Origin of the sequence: Nostoc sp. DedQUE04 (assembly GCF_034530995.1) — a bacterium.
GTDB lineage: Bacteria > Cyanobacteriota > Cyanobacteriia > Cyanobacteriales > Nostocaceae > Nostoc.
Genome location: NZ_JAVRCA010000018.1, coordinates 58,924 through 80,136 on the forward strand (window position 1 = coordinate 58,924; position 21,213 = coordinate 80,136).

Consider the following 21,213-nt stretch of genomic DNA (forward strand, 5'->3'; position numbering starts at 1 on the left):
ATGACCCTTTGATCACCAGGGAAGACAAAAATTAGTTCTCTCCTTGTTGAAGAAGAGTTCTAGAGTCAAATTCATCCAGAATTTGTGACTAAAACTGGATTATTGCAAATAGTTTCTAATTCAATGAAGCTGAGTATAGAGAATTATTAGCAACTGAGTCTACCCAAAAACCGCATCACTATCCCGAAAACGACTTTTTACCAATTAAACTTTGACTCGGCGTAATCCCGAACCTGCGCTTGAAAGCAGATGCAAAGTGTCCCAGATGAGAATAGCCGATTTTGTTACCAACCTCAGCAATAGTCATGTTTCCCTGACGCAATAACTGTTCTGCCCATTCCATTCGTTTGTTTGTCAGGTAGCTAAATGCTGTTGTACCAAAGAGTTCCTGAAATCCACGTTGCAGAGTGCGATCGCTTATTCCCACAATTTGCGCCAACTCCAGCAATGACGGGGGATTCTCCAAACGTGCCAGTAAAATTTCCCTAGCTAAATGAATCCGAGCGATGGTTTCTGGCTTCAGTCGCGGTGATGGTTGTAATCCATCCTCAGCAGATAATATGGGAGCTAACTGCAATGTCATTAGTTCCAACACTTTCGTTTGTAAATACATCTGCTTCGTGATTCTCTGGAAAGGACAGTTGATAATTTGTTGTGCTATTCCCTGAATAGCAGTTGTAGTTTCCGGGTAGAGCAAAGTCTGGGAATCATTACCCTTTCTCAAAAAATGCAACTGGTGGGGAATGTCTCCTGCTTCATCGGGGAAAAAGGTTGCTAGCAAGTCAGCAGATAAATGGATGTCAACGCCCACATATCGAGTTTTGGATAATTCCAGAGTGATTTGGCGCTGAACACCGCTACCAGAAATGCAAGTATATCCTTCCCCTAACTGTCCTCCGTATTCGTCTACGATCCTGCCTGAAAGTAGGATGCAAAATTGCAGTGGGTGATCCCATTCAGGAATTTTATATAAGAAATCATTGTGATATTCATAGTCCAAAATCGAAAGCCAGAGATGAGGATGCACCTCAATATGCCGTACATAGCCTTTGCCGAGTCGCGTAGGTAGTTCAGAGAGGATTTCAAATGGCTCTGCTTCTGCTTGTTGTGAACTGTTATAATTAGCTTCTGCCCACAGTTCCCGATTTTCTTTCTGCGTCAAGGTGATGGTCATGACTGATAGATATTGGAGAATTAATAATATTTATTCTCATTAGAGTTTAAACTAGTTAGCAGTACAAAACTCCAAACCACCTCATGATCCTGCAATTTGCTGTATTAAAACTTCAGGTTACTGAGGGTACTAAAAATCTGCCGTCGCTGGTCATTAAATTCTCTGCGACCATGCATGAATCTTGAATTATCAATCATTGCCAAATCGCCAGCTTGCCAGGATATATGCTCCATTAATCTGTCTGTGGTTTTCTCGATTTCTTCAATAACTTCATCAGGGATAATTGAACCATCTTCAAAAGCTACTTTTTCCATGATTGCGTGCAATGCCAAGACGCTGTTAGCAAACGCATCCTGATTACCATACTTGGTTTTAACTACAGCTGAATTAACATATTCCATCGAGACGGATTCATCTTCTTTAATCTGATATTTCACACCCTCAAGACCGTCGAGCATTCGCTTAACATCATCTGTACTAGCAGCCTCTGTGCTAGCCAATCTCTTTAATACAACAACAGGGATATCTTCATAATAAAACTTTAATTTTTTGGAAATAAATAACTGTCTCGTTTCTTCACTCAGTTCCTCCCACACTCGAATCCCATCACAGAATGTAGTTTCACCGCCCTCTGCTGCTGGAAAAGCACAGCAGAACCAAATAGCATCAGGGCGAAAAGGAGAATATGCATGTTCGCTATGAGGAACACAATTATCCATTCCTGCATCTACAAAATGGATAAATTTATCCGAATCAACTTGGGGCCTTTTATAATCTTGAATGAATTTAGAACTGAATATTGCTGCAAACTCTTTCATTTGCTCATGTGTAACTCCAAATCCACGAAAAATAATAACCCCAGATGGTTTGAATACATCTATAATTTTCGTTACAGGAAGGCGAAGAATATCTTGGCAATCGTCACTACTATAAATTATCTTGCCAGTGCTGGTGTTACCTATTGACTCGATTTTATTCGTCATGGCTGTAGTCCAAAAATTTTTAATTGAATTGAATTGAAATAGTTGCAAATTTGGATCATTCGATTGTGATTATTTGAAACAAACTCAGAAGAAAACGTAGTTTATGAGCTTTGGTTGTGTTGCAAAGACAGGCAATGCTCTGGTAGAAGTTGAAATACAGAGTATCAATTTATCCAAAGATTTATCAAACGTAGAATGTCATTTGCCTAATTCAACACTGCGTGTCGTCACACAAGCAATGTTTTTTTTTGAATTGCCGTTGGCAAATCTAAGTCATTAGTCTAGGGCTAGCCCTTTCAAGGTGCGTAAAAATTTTGGTAAATAGATTCCTCTTTAAGCTCTATACTCTGTGTCCTCTGCGCGGCAGTCGCTCATGGGGGAAACTCCCAAGACCGCGCTGCCTTGCCTCTGTGGTTAGAAAAAATACTTTTAAACCGCAGAGACACAGAGATCGCTGAGAAAAAATAAGAGATTTTACGAGTCACCTTGAAAGGGCTAAGTCTAGGGCTTACGGATTGACAGGAAAGACCAAGTATGGATGTTTTGAAAAACCACATTTGCCGTAGAGGCAATTCATGAATTGCCCCTATGGCGCTGATTTATTTATTATCAAAGAATAATTAATCATTGGTCATTGGTACTAATGATTTTGGAGACAGGCGGCTATCCCGGACAAACTTTGACTAAACGACTAACGCGATACTGTTTTACTGCTTTTAACTCCATTTCTTTCCCTGAATTCAATGTACTCATTACCTCACTATTGACCTCAACTCTCGCTTCATAGGCACCTGATACACTGCCATCTGAAGCCGCGAAATTAATGCGTACATCAGCCCAGTTGACATCCTGTTCTTCATTAATTTCCTCTTTTGCCAGCACTTCACCAGCTTTCAAATAGTCGAGCCAAGTCCAACCCAACTGCATCCAAATTTCGCGTTCAACAATTTGCTCAAACTTTCTTAAACCAACACATCCTCGGTAAAACTTACGCAACCCAGAGACTGAACCATCTCGCAATACTAGTAAATCGAGCATTTCTGGTTCTAAATGTCCCCATAAACATCCTTGGGGAAAATCGGCTAGAGTTGGAGCAAATTGATGACCGCCAAAGTGGGTTGTTTGCCACACTCTTAACTCTCCATTGGAAGCAGGAGCATATTCTTTGCGTAACCGACGATATATAGGAGTGCCAAATCTGCCGCAGGCAAGGTCAACTTGAGCATGGGTGCAAACCATGAGTTCGCGGATGTGATTAGTTTGTTGTTGATACTGCTGAAACGCTGATAAATCGTTAGGCTGTTGCATCAACTGCTGGAGTATTGCCGTTACCAAAGCAGTTGCTTTCTCCTCTGGGACAACAAACTCTTGCTTTTCAAACTGAGAAAACATCTCGGTTGAACGATAGTAGTACATTAAACGGGTGAAGCCAGGGTGGGAGTACTCGCGGTCAGGAGCAATTAACATTGGTCGCAACTGGACTCCATGCTTAACTGCTAACTCTTGGAACAGACCCAACAGCGGCTTTATTCTCGGATCTTCCTGAAAGATGTTTTGCGGCCAAGGTTGTGGAAGCTCCATAATTAACCAATGGTTGCAAGTTCCTGCTGTACCAATTGGATCTTCTCCGTTAGCTTTAGAAACCAATGAGCAAAAACGACAATCTATTGAAGGAAGTTGATCAGTTTGTTGGGTTTGCATATTTATGAGGCATTCTATTTACAAAAGTCAACATATTTGACCTTGATAGCAGCAACCTACTTAGCAGGAAAATAATTGATACCTCAAACTTGGGATTTTTCTACTCTTGTTTAATTGCTTCAATGATGCTTACTTCCAATTGTGTTTGGATAATTTTGGTGAGTTTGAATCCTGTAGATGTAAACAAATCTTGAAACTCAGCTTCAGTTCGTTCGCGTCCTCCAGGGCACATTACTAACATATTTATGTCCATAAATTTACTTAGATAAAAATCGTTACCAGCAGGAATTACGGAGTCTATTACCAACAGTCGTCCTTGTTCTTTCATAGCTTGATGGCAGTGCCTAAGAATCTCTTTTGCTCGCACATCATTCCAGTTATGAAGAACATTCTTAAGCAAATAAGTATCTCCTCCTGCTGGGACAGCCTCAAAAAAATCTCCTCCTACTAATTGACAGCGATCGCTGATACCTACTAATTCTAGTGAATCCTTGGCTCTATCAATCACATCTGGGTGGTCAAACAATACTCCTTTCATAGTGGGATAGGCTTGGAGAATAGCAGCGAGTAAGCGACCTTTACCACCACCAATATCAACTAGTTTGTCAATTGATGAAAAATCATAAGCCTCTATGAATTGGGCATGTGCGTATGCGTTTTTTGACGAAGATATAGCCTCATCAAAGATTTTTCCTCGGATAGGATTTTGCTCGTTGTACTCAAATAAATCCATGCCATACAAATCCTCAAAGGCATTTTCTCCCGTCTCTACGCTGTACATCAAATTTCCCCAGGATTTGTAGTAATGCTCTTCGCCACGTAAGATTGTCATGGCTCGTATTGAGCCAGGAATATCGCTTTGCAAACAATCAGCTAGTGGAGTTAGCTCAAAGTATCGGGATTGCGTCTCAGCAAAAATTCCGATACTAGCAAGAGCTCGTAATACGCGATAAAGAGAATCACTGTGGGTATTTGTTGCAGCAGCTAAAGCATCGCAGTGCTGGGAGCCGTCTTTGAGTAAATCAGCAATACCAAGTTTAGCGACGACATAGATCAATCGTGAAACCCAGTAGGCGTGTACCCATTGTGTCACAGTCATCGGAGACTCTATTTTGCTAGGCTTAAGGTCTGATAAAACCATAATTTTTAATGAAATTCGTTGAGTGTTGATAATCTGAAAGTGGGCTAACGGTAAGATTTCTTTAACCTTGTGCTAAGTAGAACTAGTAACAAGCTGTTGCGATCGCTCTGGAGGTGGACTTACTTCGAGCATCAACATTTTCAAGCCGCTAGCAGGCGGATAGTTAACACCTCTAGCCTTGGGTTTTTCTACTTTTTTTTCATCCGCTAGTGCCAGTTGATAGCGCCGGAGTATGGTTGCTAAGACTAGCTTCATTTCAAAAAATGCTAATACCTCGCCCGGACAGCGACGAGCACCACCACCAAATGGTAAAAATTCGTAGGGAGAGTATTGTCGCTCCAAAAAGCGTTCTGGCTGGAATTGCTTTGGCTCTGGGTATAAATCCTCACGCTGATGTGTTAGATAAATACAGCCTATGACTATTGTCCCTGGACTCAATTCGTAGTCCATCACCTGAATTGGTGATTCTACTAGTCGGGGAAATGTGACTACCTGAGTCGGATAAATTCGTAGCGATTCATTACAAACAGCACTGAGGTAGGGTAGTGCAACAATCCTCATCGGATCTGGGGATTCCCCAAGGGCATTGAGTTCTTCTAACAATCGTTCCCGAACAGCAGGTAAACGGTGAATCCAGTATAATGCCCAAGTTATGGCAGTGGCTGAGGCATCTTGACCACCCAATAGCAATGATGGGAAGATGCCCCGGATATCCTCATTGGACATTGGTTGACCAGTTTCATCTTGAGCAAATACTAGTTCAGAGAGTACATCGCTGCGTGTGGGGTCTGCTTGTGTTCGTCGTTCTGCAATTTCGGTGTAAAGTAGTTGGTCAAATTGTCGCTGCAAATCAAGCCAATATCCCCAAGGACTCCACCGACCTAAATCTCGTCTGAGAAAAGTATAGGACAAACATAACCTCAACCAACGAGACCGGGTAAAACTTAATAAATTAGAAAGGAGTTGCCTAAATTGTTCATAACGCTCTCCCTCATGCAAACCAAATAAAGCTTGCAATATCACCTCTAAGGTAATTTTTTGCACAGTCGGGTAGGCATAAAAAGATTTACCGTAGGCGTAGCCCAACCCAGGCATCGCCAGATCGTTCATAACTTGCTCTGTAACTTGACAGATACGCTGCCCGTATGATTTTACTCTAGTTCCATGCAGAGGAGGCATCAACAACTGCCGTCGATGTTTGTGGCGCAAGCCATCAAGCATGAGCAATCCGTTGTTTCCCAGTAATAAAGCGCTACCTTGGTTCAATTTACCAGAAGCTGTAATTTCTTTGGTACTCGTAAAAATCTGCTTTATCCCTTGTGGGTTACTGACGTACACTATCGGGGTAGAATCAGCCATAACAGTGAAAATATCACCATAGCGATCGCCCATAGCATCCAATAAGCGGAGGGGATCGGTCTTAAATTGACGACTCAGCAACCGGGTAGAAGTTTTTGGCCCTTCAGGTAGTTTCATTAGGATTTTTTATTGCTAATTGTTTAATAATCGATAGCTGTTAAATTGAACTCACAACCAATGGCTGCGACTGTGTGTGACGCCGACTATGTATGAGCATTTTCACGCCACTAGATGGATAACAAATTAGACCTTCAAATTTTGGTTTCTCTGGTCGTTTATTAACTAGTGCTAATTGATAATGTGAAAGAATCGTTGCTAGTATAAGCTTCATTTCAAACAAAGCAAAAGCTCCACCAATACAATTACGAGCGCCGCCACCGAATGGGAGAAATTCATAGCTCGAAAATTGTTTTCCTAGAAAGCGCTCTGGCTGAAATTGCTTTGGTTGTGGATATAAATCTTCACGTTGATGGGTTGAATAAATATTACCAATGAGTATTGTACCTGGACTCAATTCATAACCCATCACTTCAACTGGTGATTCTACCAATCGGGGAAATGTGAATAACTGAGTCGGGTAAATTCGCAAAGCTTCATTACACACGGCACTGAGATAAGGCAATGCCGCAATACTCATTGGATCTGGAGAATTACCCAGGCTATCGAGTTCTTGAAGCAATCGTTCGTAAACAATAGGTAAACTGTGAACCCAGTATAGTGACCAAGCGATCGCAGTTGCTGAAGCATCACCAGATGCGAATATGGGTGACAATAAGAGGTCACGCACCTCTTCATCACTTAGTAGTTCGCCTGTTTCATCATGAGCAAATAACAGGTCAGAGAGGATATCAGTGCGAGAGCGATCTGCCTGCTGACGGCGTTCTTGGACTTGAGCGTACAGCATTTGAAAAAGTTCTCGTCGGAGGTGAAGACGGTATCCCCACGGACTCCAGCGACCTAAATCCCGTTGCCCAAAGGGGAGTTTTGTCGTGAGTTTAAATAGAAGAGATTGGGTTTGTTTGTTGGCACAAGCAAATAGATGCTTAATTTTCTCATAGCGATCGCCTTCATTTAAACCCAAGACAACTTCTATACCCACCCGCAGAGTGATATCTTCGATAGTAGGGTAGGCAATGAAAGGTTTTGCAATTGCCTGTTGACTCATGATTTTTTCTGTGAGTTCGCAGATACGTTGTCCACAAGCTTGCATCCGCGCACCATGAAAAGCAGGCATTAAAAGTTTGCGCCGATGTTTGTGAGGTAAACCATCGAGTTGAAGTACTCCTTGCTTTCCTGTCATAAAAGCAAAATTTTGGTTCAATGCACCCCTAGCTGTAATTTCTTTGGTATTGGTAAAAATCTGCTTGATCGCCGAGGGATTGCTGACATACACTATTGGGTTAGAATCAGACATTAAGGTAACTAAATCACCATAGCGTTGGCTAATAGCATCCATATAGCCAAAAGGGTCAGTTTGGAATTGCTGATTCAGTAGCCAAGTGGGGGTTTGTGGCCCTGGAGGTAGTTTCATCGGTCTTTTTCACTCGCGTTCTTTAATATAAGAGTGAGCATCGTCAATACAAATTTTTAACTGATTTGCCAATTCCTGAATATGAGGTTCAACGAACATTGAGAAATGATCCCCTGGAAGTTCAATGACCTGTATAGATTGGCTGGAATATTTGCCCCAACCTAGTAAGGGGTCATCAGTATGAAATTCTGGACTTTGAAAGTCATGAATAATTGCCTCATTAGCTCGAAAGAGATTCATTTGATCAGGATAAACTTGTGGGACATAATCTCGCATAGCTTGGACATGAACTTTGAAAAGTTTGTAATAGCGGAGAAAATCCTTAATTTCTGTGTCACTAAAAATAAAGTTTGTTTTTTTATTTATCAAGTGAAATTGCTCATCTAGTGACAAATTTTGCAGTTCTTCAAAAGGAACTGAAAAGTCTATACTATTGTTAGTTTTAATCGATTCTGCCATGCGGAGTAAGAATTTTGCATCATCATCCTCTCCTGGTTTAATGGTAGTTTCAGGTAATATGGCGTCGATGACAACTAATAAACCTACCATTTGACCTTGCCTTTGTAATTGTTGTGCCATTTCAAAAGCAATCACACCACCGTAACAAAAACCACCTAAAAGATAAGGGCCATTTGGTTGTCGCTGACGAATTTCCTGGATGTAGCGAGCTGCTGTTTTCTCTACTGAAATTATTTCAGGTTCCTCTTGGTCAGGGATATGTTCTAAAGCATAAAATGGATAGTCTTCACCCAGTCTTCTAGACAAGTTGAAATAGTTACGAATACCTCCACCGGCACCATGTATACAAAAGAAAGGTATCCTAGAACCAGAAGACTGAATTGCTACTAGAGGAGAACTGGAGCTATCACGGAATGGCTGACTAACAATAGTCGCTAGTTTTTCAATAGTCGGGTTTTCAAAAAGATTAGATAGGGGAAGATTGTGCCCAAATCGATCGTAAATTTGAGCCATTAAGCGAACTGCTAAAAATGAGTGACCACCCACATCAAAAAAGTTATCTGTTACCCCAATCGGCTGAGTATTCAGAAGATTTTCCCAAATCTTCACCAAGCCTAATTCTGTAAAATTCCGGGGAGCAACAAAGGATTGAGTGACGTTTTGTCGGATAACCTGGTCGGTTGCAAGGGTAGACGCACTCAGAGATCGTTTATCTACTTTCCCATTAGGTGTTAGGGGTATTGCATCCAATACTACGAAAGCAGATGGAATCATATAATTTGGCAGCTTCTGTTGCAATTTGGGCAACAGTTCTGTCACTATGTCTTGCTTATCTGTCACTATATATGCAATCAGACGGCTTGAGTCTTGAGCCTGATCTTGGTTAATAACAACAGATTCTCGCACATCTGGATGTTGTGCGATCGCTGCAACAATTTCCCCCAGTTCCACCCGAAAGCCGCGAATTTTTACTTGGTCATCACGGCGACCCAAATACTCAAGATTGCCATCGTTGAGATAACGCGCTAAATCACCAGTTTTGTAAAGTTTAGTTCCTGGAACAAAGGGATTATTAATAAAGCGTTCCTGAGTTAATTCCAGACGGTTTAAATATCCCCTGGCTAATCCCTCACCACCAACATAAAGTTCGCCAATCACTCCTACAGGACTTGGTTTCAAATGACCATTCAATACATATATTTGGGTATTATCAACAGGGCGACCAATGGGAACACTAGTTGATTTATCTGTCAGTAAACTAGTGTCGTAGTAAGTGACATTCGCAGAAACTTCCGATGATCCATAAAGGTTGATTAGTTTTGCCGATGGCATTATTTTTCGGAAAGTTTGAGCTAAATCAATAGATAGTGCTTCGCCACTAGTTATCCAAAGTTTTAGATGTGATAAGTTTTTGATCAGATGACTATAGCTATTAAAAAATAAGCGCAGCAGTGAAGGAACAAGTACTATCCGCGTCACTTTGTAATTTGCCAGAGTTTCTATAAATAATTGTGGGTCTAGCACAATTGCATCAGGAATAATTGCAGTGGGAATTCCCTGAAGTAATGGTGCAAAAATCTCCCATACTGAATCTACAAAACTAATAGCTGTTTTTTGACAACAAACCTCCTCTGCTGCAAAGGGATAAGTTTTCCACAGCCAATGCAAACCATTGACTGTACCGCGATGAGTACCAAGAACACCTTTAGGAGTGCCTGTAGAACCAGAAGTGTAGATAATATAGGCGAGATGATCAGCTTTTGAGGTGTTGACAGGATTTTCCTGACTTTCTTGAATAATTTCGTCTTTGTGGATGTCTAAGCAAACAATTTTAGCTGAAGATACAGGTAGTTTTTCTAATATCTCTTGTTGGGTAATTAACACCGATACCTGAGAATCAGACAGCATGAATCCAAGGCGTTCTACTGGATAATTAGGATCGAGAGGAATGTAAGCACCACCAGCTTTGAGAATAGCCAGAATCCCCACAACCATTTCTACTGAACGTTCGAGGCAAATAGCAACAAGAGTTTTTTCTCCTACACCTTGTTTTTGTAAATAATGGGTAAGCTGATTAACCCTCTGGTTAAGTTGGGAATAAGTCAGTTCTTGGGTTTGATTAATTAATGCTAATTTATCAGGCGATCGCTCGACTTGCTGCTCAAATAATTGATGTAGAGAGGCATTTTGTGGATAATCTGCCTCGGTCTTGTTCCATTCAAATAATAGTTGCTCTCGCTCCTGAGCAGTTAGTAGTGATAATTGGGAGATGTGCTGTTCTTGATTAACAACAATGCTTTCCAATAAAGTTTGAAAATTACTAATGAATCGGGTAATTGTTGCATCCTCAAAAATGTCTGTGTTGTACTCCAAAAACCCTGTTAAACCTTGTTGAGATTCGGACATGGATAGAAAAATATCCAACTGAGCTGTACCGTTATCCAACTGCAAAGGACGCAAGGTTAAACCAAAAACTTCCTGGATAGATGTTGGCGTATTTTGCAGGACAAACATAACTTCATAAAGTGGATTCCGGCTTAAGTCTCGCTCTGGTTGCAATTGTTCTACGAGCTTCTCAAAAGGCAAATCTTGGTGTGCATAAGCGTCGAGAGTCACCTCACGGACTCGATGTAGAAGTTCGCAAAAGCGAGGATTACCACTGAGATTATTACGCAACACCAAAGTATTGACAAATAAACCCAGCATCCCTTCTAATTCGGCTCGGTTACGGTTCGCAATTGGCGAACCAACTAAGATATCTTCTTGATCTGTATAACAGTATAGTAATGTATTAAATGCTGCCAGCAAAGTCATAAATAAAGTGACATCTTCGCGCTGGCTTAATTGGTTAAGTGCATCTGTTAAGGTTTTAGAGAACGTAAAGTATTGCTTTGCACCAGTAAAAGTAGCAACAGCAGGACGCGGATTATCTGTAGGTAACTGGAGTAAGGGTAGTTCGCCACCCAGTTGTTGCTTCCAGTAATTGAATTGGGTTTCTAGTACTTTACCTTGTAAGCGATCGCGCTGCCAAATCGCAAAATCTGCATACTGAATGGGAAGTTTGGGTAAGGGAGAATGCTGATTTGTAGAAAATGCTGCATATAGCGTTGACAATTCCCCTAAAAACACACCAATAGACCATCCATCCGTAATAATGTGATGCATAGTCAAAAGGAAAATGTGTTCTTCCTCACCTAAGCGCAGTAAAGTTGCTCTAACTAGAGGCCCTTTAGCTAAATTGAAGGGTTTCTTTGCTGACTCAATTGCAAGTTTTTTAACATTAGGCTCCCAATTTTTACCAGATAAATGCTCAAAGTTAATAATGGGTAATTCCCAAGTTAATTCCGGTGCTATTTCCTGCACTGGTTGTCCATTAACAAGCGCAAAAGTTGTGCGCCAAACTTCATGACGCTTGAGGATTTCATTAAGACTTTGCTTCAGTGCCGTAATATTAAGCAATCCTTTTAAATGAAAGGCACTGGAAATATTATAGAAAGAACTCCCGTGATAAAGTTGGTCAATAAACCACAACCTTTGTTGAGAGAAAGATAGGGGAATATTGTTAGAAACCTGACGCTGGGGAATTGTATCAGATTGAAACTTTCCTCCCTTCCATTTTTCTAGAAGGGCTTTTTTTGCAGGTGATAAATTCGAGTATTGTTTATCCATTTTCAAGAGTTATTTGTAATTATTAATTGAGCATTACTCATTAACCAAAAGAGCTTCTACTTCTTCTTCAGATAATTCTTCAATTTTCTCCAACAGAAGTTGCTCAACCATTTCCGCTTGCTTGGCTGGTATCATTGCTTGCACCAAAAGGTCGCGCAGTGGTAACTCCACTGGAAACTTAGCTCGCAATCGAGAAACTAGTTGAGTTGCAATCAGAGAGTCTCCCCCTAACTCATAGAAGTTATCGTAAATACCTACTTGTGTAATCCCCAGAACTTCTTGCCAAACTTCGGCTATTTGTTTTTCTAACTTGTTAGTTGGAGCAACATAGGGATTACTCAGGTTATGTCTGAAGTAAGCTGAGGATGAATCTACTTGATTGGAAGACTTTGAATTTAGTAGAGGGTTAAGTTTAAACGTGCGTTCGTATCTCGCTTTAAGATCCACTGTGGACACAACAAACTGAGTTACTTCTCCTAAAGAGAATATCCGTTGAAATACTTCTAAACTTTCTGTTTCAGTAATTGCTAATTCTGTCTCAGATATCTGTTTAAATGTTTTTTGCTCTTGGCTGGTATTCAGTTGTAATTTATCCCAATTTATGGTGATCCAAGGTAAAGATTTATTTTGGTTATGTTTTTGAGTAAAGGTATCTGTTAACTGATTAACTCCTGAGTATAAAGCTAACCCAAATCCTCCTAAAATGGCAGATAAAGAAGAAAAATTGATCCAAAAATCTAACTTTATACTCTCGAAAACTTGTTCTAATGTGGTAATATTCTGACGTTGAAACTCAAGTATTTTTACTAGCTCTGTCTGAGCAATTTCTGGAATTGAGCAAAATAGATTTTCACGTATTTTTCCATTTGAATAGATAACCCCATGAATTTGACCAATCTTCTCAGGTGCAAGGCTTTGGTACATTTGTTCATAGTTAGTTGTATCTGTACGGACTACCAAAACTTCTGTACCTAATTCCTTTAATGCTAAGAGTTTTTGGATTTTGCGACTCACTTCATCTTCTTGAGAATGAATTTTAAGCCATTGCGAATATTCATCTTTTTCTGGAAAAACGGAATCTTCAATAAATATGAGTTTTGCTTGTAAGGTTTTTGCTAAATATTCTGCAAGTACAACTCCAAAACTTTCTAATCCGCCTGGAAAGAGGTAAACACCTTCTTTTCTCAGCAGAGTTTTTTCTACAACTGCTGACTCTAAATGTACTGGTTCAAATGTTTGAACCCAGCGGTAACGATCGCGATATGCAACAACCAAGTCAGGCGACAAAGCATCAATCTCGCTAATGATTTGGTCTACGATGTAACTGCGATCATCTCCTGTTATTCCCTCTTCGGCAAAGATATTTGGGCGTTTATTTAAAACAAAATCTATACTCCGACAAACAATATTAGGATACTCTTGAGGAATAACCTTACATAAACCTAATACAGTTGCCTTTTCTGGGTCGAGAGTTTCATTACCATTAACTTCTTGAATCTGGTTTGATACAACCAATATTTGCAGGAAATCGCTAAGTTTTAGCTTTTCAATACTTTGAGTTAAAAACAGCAAACTGTTGAATTCTAGATACTGAGCTATTGGACGATTTTCAAAGCGATTTAAACTCCATAAATGAGCAATATTTTGGGGAATTTTACCAAGTGTAAGCAGTTCTTTGAGCAATGTTTCATGGTCATCTCGACTTTGCAGATTAATCGCATAAGTCCGCTCACTGAGTTTGCTAAACTGTTGTCCTAGCTTCACCACAATGACATCTTGACCATTCTGTTCCAGTTTGTTAACTAATTGGGAACCCACACCACATTCATCAACAAACAACAGCCATTGTTCATTCTCTAATTCTGGGCGAGATGGAGGTAGTAAAGAACGTTTCCATGAAGGTATATAAAACCAGTTAGTAATGTCTCGTTTTTTATCTAAATTTACAGAGTTATTACTTGTAGAAACTGATGGTGATTTAGTATCAATCCAGTATCTTTGTCGCTCAAATGGATAAGTAGGTAAAGGAAGACGATGACGCCGTTCATGAGTATAAAATCCTGACCAATCTATTTCTACACCAGCCAACCACACCCGCCCTAATGTTTGTAACAAAAAGCCCACATCTGATTGTTCTTCCTTAGCATGACGCAAGGAAGTCAACACCTGTTGTTTGGCATCAGATTTGAGATGCTGTGTTGCGAATGTGCTTAAGGTTCGTCCCGGCCCCACCTCCAGAAAAACACCTTCAAACTGTTGCAAAAGTTGAGATATACCATCCGAAAATCTTACAGTTTGCCGCAAATGCTGACTCCAGTAGTTGGGATTTGTGGCTTGCTCGTCTGTAATCCAACTGCCAGTAACATTGGAAATGAAGCGAATTTCTGGCGGCTGAAGTTTGACTTTTTTCATAGTTTGCACAAATGCCTCCAACATGGGTTGCATCATCACAGAATGAAAGGCATGAAATGTATGCAACAGCCGACATGCAATCCCTTGAGAGGATAATTGGTTTTGGAGTGTGGCGATCGCTTCAACAGTACCAGAAACAACGCACGAAGACGGACTATTAATAGCTGCTATCTGTAAAGACCTAGTATAGAACACGTTCACATCTAAAATAGATTGCACATCTTTTTGTGGCAGTGGAATCGCCAGCATCCTCCCTGTGGGCAACTGTTGCATTAGTTGTCCCCTTGTTGCCACAATCGCCAAAGCATCTTCTAAAGAGAACACACCTGCGATCGCAGCTGCGACATATTCCCCAATGCTGTGACCAATCATCGCCTCTGGATGCACTCCCCATGACATCCACAACTTAGCGAGGGCATACTCAATGACAAACAGTGCTGGTTGAGTAATTGCTGTTTGTTGTAGTTGCTGTGAAGCTTTTTCGATTTTGTCTTCGCTAGGATAGAGTACATGGCAAAGATCAAGCCCTAAATGGGGTTTGAGAATTTCTGAGCAAATATCTACTTGTTCCCGAAATGTCGGCTCAACCTCATAAAGTTCCCGCGCCATATTTACGTATTGTGCCCCCTGTCCAGAAAACATAAACACGACTGGACGGTTACAGGGCTTCTGGTAGTGGGTAAAAACTCGTTGCGGATCTTGCGTAGTCAGTGCTTTGAGCGCGTCGCCGAGGTCTTGGCAAACCACCATCAAGCGATGGTCAAAAGCCCGACGACCTACTTGTAAAGTATGTACGACATCAGCAAGAGTAATATCAGAATGCTGCTTTAAATGCTCAACTAGATTAGCTGTTGTAGTTTCTAAGGCTGTGGTTGTCTTGGCTGACAACACCAGCAATTGCCAAGGGCGGGATTTTCCCGAAGGTTTGAGGGTTGGGGGTTCTTCCAAGATGACATGGGCATTAGTACCCCCAACTCCGAAAGAACTAACCCCAGCGCGGCGAGGAATTCCGTTAGTTTTCCACTCCGATAACGTATTATTCACGTAAAAGGGGCTGTCGGCGAAGTCTATTTTCGGATTTAGTTGTTCAAAGTGTAAGCTGGGAGGAATTAATTTGTGCTTGAGCGCCATCACCGTTTTAATTAAACCAGTCACACCAGCAGCTATATTTAAGTGTCCGACATTAGCCTTTACCGATGCGATCGCACAGAAACCTTTTTGGTTGGTACTGGTTTCAAACGCCTCCTTGAGGGCACTAATTTCAATCGGATCTCCCAAAGCTGTACCAGTTCCGTGAGTCTCAATGTAGCTAATTGTTTCGGGGGTAACTCCTGCGATCGCCTGAGCCTCGGCAATCACTTTAGCTTGACCATCTACACTAGGAGCCGTGTAACCCACCTTTGCCGCACCGTCGTTATTAATCGCTGAACCTTTAATCACTGCATGAATGCTATTTCCATCCGCCAAAGCATCCTCTAATCTCTTGAGTACAACAATACCCACGCCATCGCCGAAAATAGTTCCCTGAGCTTTAGCATCAAAGGGGCGACAGTGACCATCAGGAGAAGTTATACCCCCTTCTTGATAGAAATAACCTTTATTTTCCAATGACTGTATTGAAATACCACCTGCCAAAGCCAAATCGCACTCGTAATTTAGTAATCCTTGACAGGCTGAATGAACAGCCACCAATGAAGTAGAACAAGCTGTGCTGATATTGAGACTTGGGCCTTTCAGATTTAACTTATATGAAACTCTGGTTGCGGCATAGTCCTGACCATTGCTAAATAAAATTGAGGAACCCATCGATTTAACTAAATCAGGGTTGGAAGTCAGTATATTTAGCATATACATACTCAAGTTACTTCCCACGTAAAAACCAGTCAACTCTTTGTCTGCTCTAGGGTCATAACCAGCATTTTCCAGCGCTTCCCAAGCACACTCTAGGAGAATACGGTGTTGCGGGTCCATGATTTCAGCTTCCCTTGGTGATAAATCGAAGAAGGGAGCATCAAACATCTCAATATCAGACAAACGAGCAGCAGCTTTGACATAGTTAGGATCGCGCAACCATGCCGAATCTACGCCTGAAACTTCTAATTCTTCATCACTGAAAAAAGCAATAGACTCCTTGCCATTGCACAAATTCTCCCAAAATTCACTAACACTTTTGGCTCCTGGAAAACGACCAACCAGACCAATGATGGCTATACCTTTGATGGAATCGTCGATTTCATGATTATCCATCTGCTTTCCTCCTTTGTTGCATTAATTGTCTTTTTTCTTGTATAGCCAATTCTTTTTTGCTGGCACGTTCGTTAACTTGTTGAACTTTTGCGGTTTTAACTTTTTTCTCACTGAGATGTTTTGTTAAGGCACTGATGGTTGAATATTTAAATAAATCAGCAATTGAAAGGTTTTTATTCAGCGTTTTTACAAGTTGATGATGAACCTGAATGATTAATAGTGAATCTCCCCCTAATTCAAAAAAGTTATCATAAAGACCAATATCTTTTATCCCTAAAATTTCTTGCCAAATGTTAGCAATTGTTTGTTCAATCTCATTTGTGAGAGGAATATATGGGTTTTGTAAATCGGGTCTAGGATGGAGTGCTAATAAATTTGTTGATTGCTCAGATGCTTGTTGTTGAAAAGATTCAAGCTTAATCCATTGGTCAATCCTAGCTTGTAGCTCTCCAGTTGAAACAACTAGATGATTGAATTCACTACAGTTTAAAATTCTTTGAAAAGCTTCTATACCTTCTTTGGGACTAAACCCAAATTCGGTTAGGCTTGTACCCACAGATGTACTCTGGTTACTTTCTTTTTCCAGTTGCCAGCTATCCCAGCTTATGCTGCTCCAGGAGACAGAATGCTTCTGATTATGTTGGTGTACAAAAGCATCCATGAAGATATTCGCTGCCGAGTAAGCAACATATCCTAATCCTCCTAAAACAGATGATAAGGAAGATAGTAATAAACAAAAATCAAGCTCTTTATCTTGCAAAATCTTGTTTAATACTAAGAGTCCGTGTACTTTTGGCTGAAATTGCTGTTCACAATCTATTTGAGTGATATTTTCAATAGCTGCAAAAGACTTATCTTTGAGAATTCCAGCGGCGTGAATAACACCATTTAGCTGACCAAACTTTGACTGAGCTTGAGCGATCGCGGCTTGCATTTGTTCTGTGTTGCTGACATCAGCGCTCACCACTAAAACTTCTGCACCCAACTGTTCGAGTTCTTGCACTTTGATAATCTTGCGACTAATACTATCAGTCTCATTGTGAGTTGCTAACCACTGTTCCCAGTCGTCTCGCTTAGGCAAAGTTGAACGACCAATCAACAGCAGTTTTGCTTGTACAGTTTGAGCTAAGTATTCTGCCATCACAAGTCCAATACCTCCAAGTCCACCTGTAATCAGATAGACTCCACCTTGCTTTAATCGCGGTGTTCCGATCTGAGTTTGCTCAAAGCGTACTGGCTCAAAACTTTGCACCCAGCGATTCAGACCTCGATAGGCAATCACTTTCTCAGAATTATCAACTGTAAATTCTGCCAGCAATTTTTCTACAAGTTTTTCTTCTTGGCGACTTCCTGGTGAGGGAAGAATCACATCAATACTATGACAGTTTATATTTGAGTATTCTTGGGATATGACTTTAATAGGGCCAAGTAAAGTTGCTTTTTCTGGACACAGTATTTCACTTCCTGTAACTGGCTGGAGGTTGTTAGATATAACTGTAATTTTTACTGCGAAAGATGTTTCCTGTTGTCCCAACGCTTGGGCAATAAATAACAGGCTGTAAAATCCTGTTTTTTGAGCTTTCTTAACTTCTTCGATTTCTAACTCTTTCTCAATAACAGGTGTGACGTTCCACAAATGAATAATGCTTGTGGGTAATTTTTGTTGTGTTAAAAGTTCTTTGATTAAGGTATTATAATTGTGATTGTGATCGGGATTGAGGGTATACTGATAATCGTCTATTTTTGTGAAATTTGCCCCAATTTTTACGGTAATAACATCTTGTTTTTGTTGTTCCAGTTGTTTTACCAGCTTAGTACCCAAGCCACACTCATCAATAAATACCAAAACACACGATTTTGGAGATGCTAATTCTTTAGGTTTTAGCGGTGTTGGGGGTAAAGATGGTTTCCAAAACGGAATGTAAAACCAGTCAGCTATATCAGGTTTTTTGCCCAGTAACGCTGGAGTAGGATGGCGATCAATTTCTTGTTTTTGGGGTTCAATCCAGTATTTTTGTCGTTCAAAGGGATATGTCGGCAAAGGCAGACGATGACGCTGTTCATGAGTATAAAACCCAGACCAATCTATTTCTACACCAGCCAACCACAACTGACCTAATGTCTGCAATAAGAAGCTAACATCCGATTGTTCTTCTTCGGCATGGCGTAATGAAGTCAGCACTAGCTGTTTTGTATCAAATAGATGCTGTGTTGTTAATGTGCTTAAGCTTCGTCCTGGCCCAACTTCTAAGAAAATTCCTTCAATCTGTTGTAACAGTTGAGATATCCCATCTGAAAACATCACAGATTGCCACAAATGCTGACCCCAATAACTGGGATTTGTAGCTTCCTCGTTTGTAATCCAATTGCCAGTGACATTAGAAATAAAGCGAATTCGTGGCGGGTTGAGTTTCACTGTTTTCACAGCCTGGACAAACGCCTTCAAGATGGGTTCTCCGATCGCACAATCAAAGCTACCAGATGAAGGTGAAATCGCCAGCATCCTCTCTGTGGGCAACTGTTGCATTAGTTGTCCCCTTTTTGCCACAATCGCTAAAGCATCTTCTAAAGAGAACACACCTGCGATCGCAGCTGCGACATATTCCCCAATGCTGTGACCAATCATCGCCTCTGGATGCACTCCCCATGACATCCACAACTTAGCGAGGGCATACTCAATGACAAACAGTGCTGGTTGAGTAATTGCCGTTTGTTGTAGTTGCTGCGAAGCTTTTTCGATTTTGTCTTCGCTAGGATAGATTACATGGCGGAGATCAAGCCCTAAATGTGGTTTGAGAATTTCTGAGCAAATATCTACTTGTTCACCAAATGTCGGCTCAACCTCATAAAGTTCCCGCGCCATATTTACGTACTGTGCCCCTAATCCAGAAAACATGAATACAACTGGACAGTGACTTGGCTTGTGGTGGTTAGTAAAAATCCGATCTGGGTTTTGGGAGGTCAGCACTTTCACCGCATCATCTATATCATGGCAAACCACTATGCAGCGATGTTCAAAAGCCCGACGACCGACTTGTAGGGTGTAAGCTACATCCGGTAGGGTAATATCGGGATGTTGCTGGAGGTGAGCAACTACATTAGCTGTAATACTTTCTAAAGCTGTGCTGGTTTTGGCGGAAAACAGCAACAATTGGTAAAGGCGAGAAGTTCCAGATGGTTCAAGAACTGGAGCTTCTTCCAGGATGACATGAGCATTTGTCCCACCAATACCAAAAGAACTCACTCCAGCGCGGCGAGGAATCCCGTTGGTTTTCCACTCAGATAATTGAGTATTGACGTAAAAAGGACTGTTGGCAAAATCTATTTGAGGATTGGGCGCTTCAAAGTGCAAACTGGGCGGTATTTGTTTATGTTTTAAGGCTTGGACAGTTTTAATTAAGCCACTCACACCTGCTGCTGTATTTAAATGTCCGATATTAGTTTTAACTGAACCAATGGCACAGAAGCATTTTTTGTTTGTGCTGGCACGAAATGCCTGTGTGAGAGCGGCAATTTCAATCGGATCTCCTAAAGAAGTTCCGGTTCCGTGTGCCTCAATATAAGTGATAGTTTCAGGTTCAACTCCAGCTAAAACAAGCGCCTCTAAAATTACCTCCCTTTGACCATCCACGCTGGGAGCCGTATAACCAACTTTTAAAGAGCCGTCATTATTGATAGCCGAACCTTTGATTAGTGCATGAATACAATCACCATCTGCGATCGCATCCTCTAGTCGCTTCAACACCACGACACCCAAACCATTACCGAAAACAGTTCCTTGAGCATTAACATCAAAGGAGCGGCAATGTCCATCAGGAGAATTAATTCCTCCTTCTTGATATTGGTAGCCAACTTTTTGTGGCACTTGTATCGAAACGCCACCAGCCAGAGCAATATCACTTTCGCCATTCAGCAAACTTTGACAAGCTAAGTGAATGGCAACTAATGACGTAGAACAGCTAGTTTGAACATTGATACTTGGCCCTTTAAAGTTTAACTTGTAAGATATTTGTGTAGGTAGATGGTCTTTATCATTTCCAATAGAAATTTGCAAACTGTCTGTAGATTTGAGCAAATCCTGGTTTGGATAGAGGTTTGAGAATAGATAGCTACTGATATTTCCACCAGCGAAAAGGCCAATTTGACCAGCATAATTTTCTGAATTATAGCCAGCATTTTCTAACGCTTCCCAAACAGATTCGAGAAAAAGACGGTGTTGTATGTCAGTAATTTCTGCTTCTCTGGGAGTAAAGCCAAAAAATGCCGCGTCAAATGATTCTATATCTTCTATGACAGTGCCGGCTTTGACATAATTGGGGTCATTTAAAACCGTAGAATCTATCCCCGCAGACACCAGTTCTTCATCAGTAAAAAAAGAAATAGTCTCCAACCCATCTCGGATATTATGCCAAAACTTATCGACGTTCCCCCCCCCAGGGAAACGTCCTGCCATACCAATTATGGCTATTGCATCTTGGAAATTTAAGGTATTAAAATCATTTGTCATATTTAAAAACCGATCATGTTTTATTTAGGC

The 21,213-nt window shown here is 40.9% G+C and carries 9 protein-coding genes; all 9 read right to left on the reverse strand.

The window, feature by feature from the left end; genetic code table 11:
• Positions 1-178 precede the first annotated feature (178 nt).
• Complete coding sequence (locus tag RM049_RS15170; RefSeq protein ID WP_322704759.1) at positions 179-1,174, reverse strand: AraC family transcriptional regulator; 996 nt, start codon at positions 1,172-1,174, stop codon at positions 179-181.
• Positions 1,175-1,278: 104 nt separating this feature from the next.
• The gene (locus tag RM049_RS15175) at positions 1,279-2,157 is read right to left on the reverse strand and encodes a TauD/TfdA family dioxygenase (RefSeq protein WP_322704760.1); all 879 of its coding nucleotides are present in this window, start codon (positions 2,155-2,157) and stop codon (positions 1,279-1,281) included.
• A gap of 663 nt (positions 2,158-2,820) precedes the next feature.
• Entirely contained in the window at positions 2,821-3,858 is a 1,038-nt protein-coding gene (locus RM049_RS15180) for a sucrase ferredoxin (protein WP_322704761.1), read from the reverse strand.
• Positions 3,859-3,958: 100 nt separating this feature from the next.
• A complete protein-coding gene (locus RM049_RS15185; RefSeq protein WP_322704762.1) occupies positions 3,959-4,957 on the reverse strand; it encodes a methyltransferase in 999 nt (332 codons plus the stop codon).
• 114 nt (positions 4,958-5,071) lie between these two features.
• Entirely contained in the window at positions 5,072-6,475 is a 1,404-nt protein-coding gene (locus RM049_RS15190; RefSeq protein WP_322704763.1) for a cytochrome P450, read from the reverse strand.
• Between the two features lie 40 nt (positions 6,476-6,515).
• Complete coding sequence (locus tag RM049_RS15195) at positions 6,516-7,889, reverse strand: cytochrome P450 (RefSeq protein ID WP_322704764.1); 1,374 nt, start codon at positions 7,887-7,889, stop codon at positions 6,516-6,518.
• 9 nt (positions 7,890-7,898) lie between these two features.
• Positions 7,899-12,017, reverse strand: coding sequence for an amino acid adenylation domain-containing protein (locus RM049_RS15200; protein ID WP_322704766.1), 4,119 nt, complete (start codon positions 12,015-12,017; stop codon positions 7,899-7,901).
• 33 nt (positions 12,018-12,050) lie between these two features.
• The gene (locus RM049_RS15205) at positions 12,051-16,676 is read right to left on the reverse strand and encodes a polyketide synthase (RefSeq protein WP_322704767.1); all 4,626 of its coding nucleotides are present in this window, start codon (positions 16,674-16,676) and stop codon (positions 12,051-12,053) included.
• Positions 16,669-21,183 (reverse strand): type I polyketide synthase, encoded by a 4,515-nt coding sequence (locus RM049_RS15210; protein WP_322704768.1) that lies wholly within the window; start codon positions 21,181-21,183, stop codon positions 16,669-16,671. The genes RM049_RS15205 and RM049_RS15210 overlap by 8 nt, the downstream gene beginning before the upstream one ends.
• Between the last annotated feature and the right edge of the window lie 30 nt (positions 21,184-21,213).